This window comes from Sphingobacterium sp. UBA7253 (genome assembly GCF_002472745.1).
Taxonomy (GTDB): domain Bacteria; phylum Bacteroidota; class Bacteroidia; order Sphingobacteriales; family Sphingobacteriaceae; genus Sphingobacterium; species Sphingobacterium siyangense.
This window is the reverse complement of sequence record NZ_DKSP01000069.1, coordinates 99997-104102: the sequence shown is the minus strand read 5'-3', so window position 1 is coordinate 104102 and position 4106 is coordinate 99997. Positions and strand designations below refer to the sequence as shown.

The 4106-nt window shown below is 37.2% G+C and carries 6 protein-coding genes; all 6 read right to left on the bottom strand.

Annotated features, from left to right (window positions below):
* Positions 1–43: 43 nt before the first annotated feature.
* Positions 44–613 carry a guanylate kinase gene (gene gmk, locus B2X72_RS06675; protein WP_075990439.1) on the bottom strand — a complete coding sequence of 190 codons (570 nt, stop codon included), beginning with the start codon at positions 611–613 and terminating at the stop codon, positions 44–46.
* Between the two features lie 2 nt (positions 614–615).
* Positions 616–1491, bottom strand: a complete 876-nt coding sequence (locus B2X72_RS06670) for a YicC/YloC family endoribonuclease (RefSeq protein ID WP_083663423.1) — start codon at positions 1489–1491, stop codon at positions 616–618.
* An 84-nt stretch (positions 1492–1575) separates the two neighbouring features.
* Entirely contained in the window at positions 1576–2148 is a 573-nt protein-coding gene (locus tag B2X72_RS06665) for a CAP domain-containing protein (RefSeq protein WP_088159751.1), read from the bottom strand.
* A 171-nt stretch (positions 2149–2319) separates the two neighbouring features.
* Positions 2320–2967 carry a DedA family protein gene (locus B2X72_RS06660; RefSeq protein ID WP_286735540.1) on the bottom strand — a complete coding sequence of 216 codons (648 nt, stop codon included), beginning with the start codon at positions 2965–2967 and terminating at the stop codon, positions 2320–2322.
* Positions 2968–2994: 27 nt separating this feature from the next.
* Entirely contained in the window at positions 2995–3657 is a 663-nt protein-coding gene (locus B2X72_RS06655) for a DedA family protein (protein ID WP_075990435.1), read from the bottom strand.
* Between the two features lie 13 nt (positions 3658–3670).
* The coding region (locus B2X72_RS06650) for a DNA polymerase III subunit beta (RefSeq protein WP_286848733.1) at positions 3671–4106 on the bottom strand (436 nt) is incomplete at its 5' end.

Sequence of the window (4106 nt, the reverse complement as noted above, 5' to 3'; positions counted from 1 at the left end):
CGGATTAAAAGAACCAAAATACAGACCAATTTTTCGCATGGACTTATTTATTGATAAATCCCATAACAATTTCTTCAGCTTCGGCACATGCAGTAGCTAAATCAAAGTTATTCAATATGACATCAAATTTATTGGCATAGGTAAGTTCCAGTTCAGCTTTGGCAAAACGTTCCTTCAATTTTTCTTCTGAATCCGTTCCACGTCCTGTCAAACGCTCCTTAAGCACCTCCAATGAAGGTGGCTGTACGAAAATAGAAATTGCCTGTTCTGGAAATTTTGATTTCAAACGTAGTCCACCAACCACATCGATATCAAATATAACATGTTTACCTTCTTTCCAAATACGTTCAATTTCTGAACGCAAAGTACCGTAAAATGTTCCTGAATATACTTCTTCAAACTCGATAAACTCCTGTTTAGCGACCTTATGTAGGAACTCCTCCTTTGACATAAAATAATAATCTTTTCCGTCTACTTCCTGTCCTCTGGGGTCACGGGTACTCGCAGAAATGGAAAACTCTATTTTATCGCCATGTTTACTTAAAAGATCTCTTACTATTGTTGTTTTACCCGCTCCTGATGGGGCCGAGAATATAATTAATTTACCGCTCATCCTTATAATACGTTGAGCAATTGCTCTTTTATTTTTTCTAATTCTTCTTTCATTCTAACCACAATCTGTTGGATTCCGGCATGATTGGCTTTAGAACCAAGAGTATTGATTTCTCTACCCATTTCTTGTGAAATAAAACCTAATTTTTTACCATTTGAATCGGCTGAATCAAACGCTTTTAAAAAGTAGTTGCAATGGGCGCGCAATCTCACTTTCTCCTCAGTCACATCCAATTTGTCGATGTAGTAAACAAGTTCCTGCTCAAATCGATTTTGATCGACATTTTCTTTACCTACCGTATCATTCAAAAATTGCTCGATACGCTGTCTGATCAAAGGTATACGTTCTACTTCCAAAGCCTCTACCTCAGCAAGGTAAACTAAAATAAGCTCAGCCCGCTTTTTTAAGTCTCCAGCAAGTACATTTCCCTCATCTTCACGAAATGTATTAAAACGTTTGACGGCATCATAAAAAGCATCCATCAATACCTTAGACTCCTCGTCATCAACCGAATCATCATTGTTCGTGATTACCTCAGGCATATTTAATGCGAGTTCAAACAGGTTGACATTCGTATCGTTGAGCTCTACAGCAATCTGCTGCAATTGACTATAATATTTTTTGAGTAAATCAGCATTAATGGAAGACGCCTTCGCAGTTTGATCCGTGTATTCAACCGTTACATTCATGTTAACTTTACCACGTTCAATAAGTTTGCTACTTTCAGTACGCAGGGTTAATTCTTTGTCCGAAACAACTTTGGGCAAACGAAGATTTAATTCAAGGAATTTTGAATTTAAGGACTTTATTTCGACACTATATTTAACTTTACCGTTATCAGCGGAAGCTGTGCCATATCCTGTCATGGATTTTATCATATGCAAAGGTATGACTTTTCAGTAAAAATTAAATACACTGTATCGATTAATTGCTGATACTCGCCAAATTACCTTTCTTTTTATTTACCAATCGTGTTTAGCGATGATAACTACTAAGTAACTTTCATAAGGTTTGGCACCTTTGCATTCAACATAACCAATCCCAATATCATATAGCGAAGCGTTCCACTGATCCATACCCAATAAATGGGTACGATGATGATAACCCGGAGCCTCCTTTCCAATAATTAAGGCCTTAATGCCAGCGGTAGCACCGGATCGGTTGGCCGCAATGGACTCAAAATTGTTTGCATTTCGTTTTGACAGCCATGCCGGATTAAGCTGATATCCTGCCTCGTCAATGAAATAATTAGGTCCATAGCCCTCAGGTGAGACATGGTCAAAATAAGAACGTTTAGCCATATCTTTTGCACGATAAACCGCAACCTCGGCCAATTGTTTGTTCCAATTGAGTTTGGTTCGTTTAATCTTCTGCAGATTAAAAAGCTTCAGTTCCTTCTTATACTTTTCGGGATTTGTACGAATTTTGTTCAATAACTCATAGGCCTCGATGGCTTGACCATGATCGACAACCACGCGTTGGGCAAAAATAGACTGTGTAAAAAGCAGGGTAAATGCTAAAACCAAATAGTTCATACGTAAATAATCTCTTCTTCAATGACCTTACGAAATATCCAGATGATATTGCCAGCTTAACTTAATTTTATCGCGTCCAAAATACATTTGGGCACAGTACCTGTACTTTTTCAATAGGAATATTTCGTATCAATCCTTTAACCCTAAAAGACCATATTTAGTATGCAACGTTTAATCTTTTTTTGATTTATTTGTAGTCAGAAATTGTATAAGCATGGGTATTAGACTAATAAAGATAACGGCCAGAATAACAAGGGAAAAATTATGTTTAAAGAATGGCAGCTGTCCAAAAAAATAACCTGCAAGCATAAACAATGAAACCCATAATATACCGCCAATTAAATTATATTTTCCAAAGATCCTGTACGGCATTTTACCAATACCGGCTACAAATGGCGCAAAAGTTCTAACAATGGGCACAAATCGCGCATAAATAATGGTCCTCGTTCCATGTTTCGCATAAAAATCCTGTGTTTTTTGCAGGTAAGTCGGCTTAAATATCCTTGATCCTGGCTTAAAAACACGTATTCCAACATATTTACCAATTTCATAATTCACGAAATCCCCGGAAATAGCGGCGAAAACTAAGATGACCATAAATAGTGGTAAAGAAAGCGGACAATCGGGGCGGGCAATTATCGCACCCAGGGCAAATAAAACTGAATCACCAGGAAGAAATGGGGTAAAAACAAGTCCTGTCTCCGCAAAGATGACTAAAAACAAAATCAGATAAGTCCAGTTTTCATAACTATTGATCAGTTGCAAAAGATGCTGGTCGATATGCAATATAAAATCAATAAACTGTGAAATGATTTCCATTTTTTTGATCTATAAAAAAAGGGAATCTTATTGGATTCCCTTTTTAGTTTTTATCTTTTCTTTAATAAGCTCGAAGATTATTGGCAATATCGATATAAAAATAATGATCAATACGACCTTCGAGAAATTATCTCTGATAATCGGAATATTTCCTAAAAAGTATCCTGCGAGGGTTATACCACCCACCCACAAGACAGCTCCTACGACATTATACGTAATGAAGGTGCCATAATTCATCTTTCCAATCCCCCCAACGAAAGGCGCCAAGGTACGTACGATAGGTACAAATCGAGCGATAACGATTGTTTTACTGCCATATTTCTCATAAAAAGAATGAGTCTTGGCAATTTGCTCATCTTTGACTACCTGCTTACCAAAGAGCTTAAATTTCGTTAGGCGCATACCAAAATTCTTACCAATAGCATAGTTTAAGGAATCCCCAGAAACCGCGGCTACCAATAAAATGAGAATCATCAACCATACGTTAAGATCATTTGGTTGTGCGGCTAGCATGCCCGCTGCGAACAATAAAGAATCTCCTGGTAAAAAAGGCATCACAACCACTCCGGTTTCTACAAAAATAATAAGAAACAGAATAAGGTATGTCCAAGTCTGATAATCATTGACTATTTCAACCAAATGTTTATCAATATGGAGAATAAAGTCTATAAGATGCGTAATTAGTTCCAAACCCTGACGAAGATTAAGCGTTGTTTAACATAACAGGCATCACCAACATCAAAATATCTTCATGATCTTCAGATACGGCCGGAATCAATAAACCGGCACGATTTGGCGTACTCATCTCCAAAACAACTTCTTCACTCTCTAAGTTATTTAACATCTCCACGAGGAATTTGGCGTTAAAACCGATTTCCATATCATCCCCTTCAAATTGACAGGACAAGCGTTCATGCGCTTCATTAGAGAAATCTAAATCTTCTGCAGAGATATGCAATTCACTTCCTGAGATCTTCAGACGAACCTGATGGGTTGTTTTATTAGCAAAAATCACCACACGTCTCAAGGTATTTAAAAACAATAATCGATCTACAGTTAACTTGTTAGGGTTGACTTGAGGGATTACAGCAGCATAATCTGGGTAACGTTCATCAATCAAACGACAGATCAAATTAATA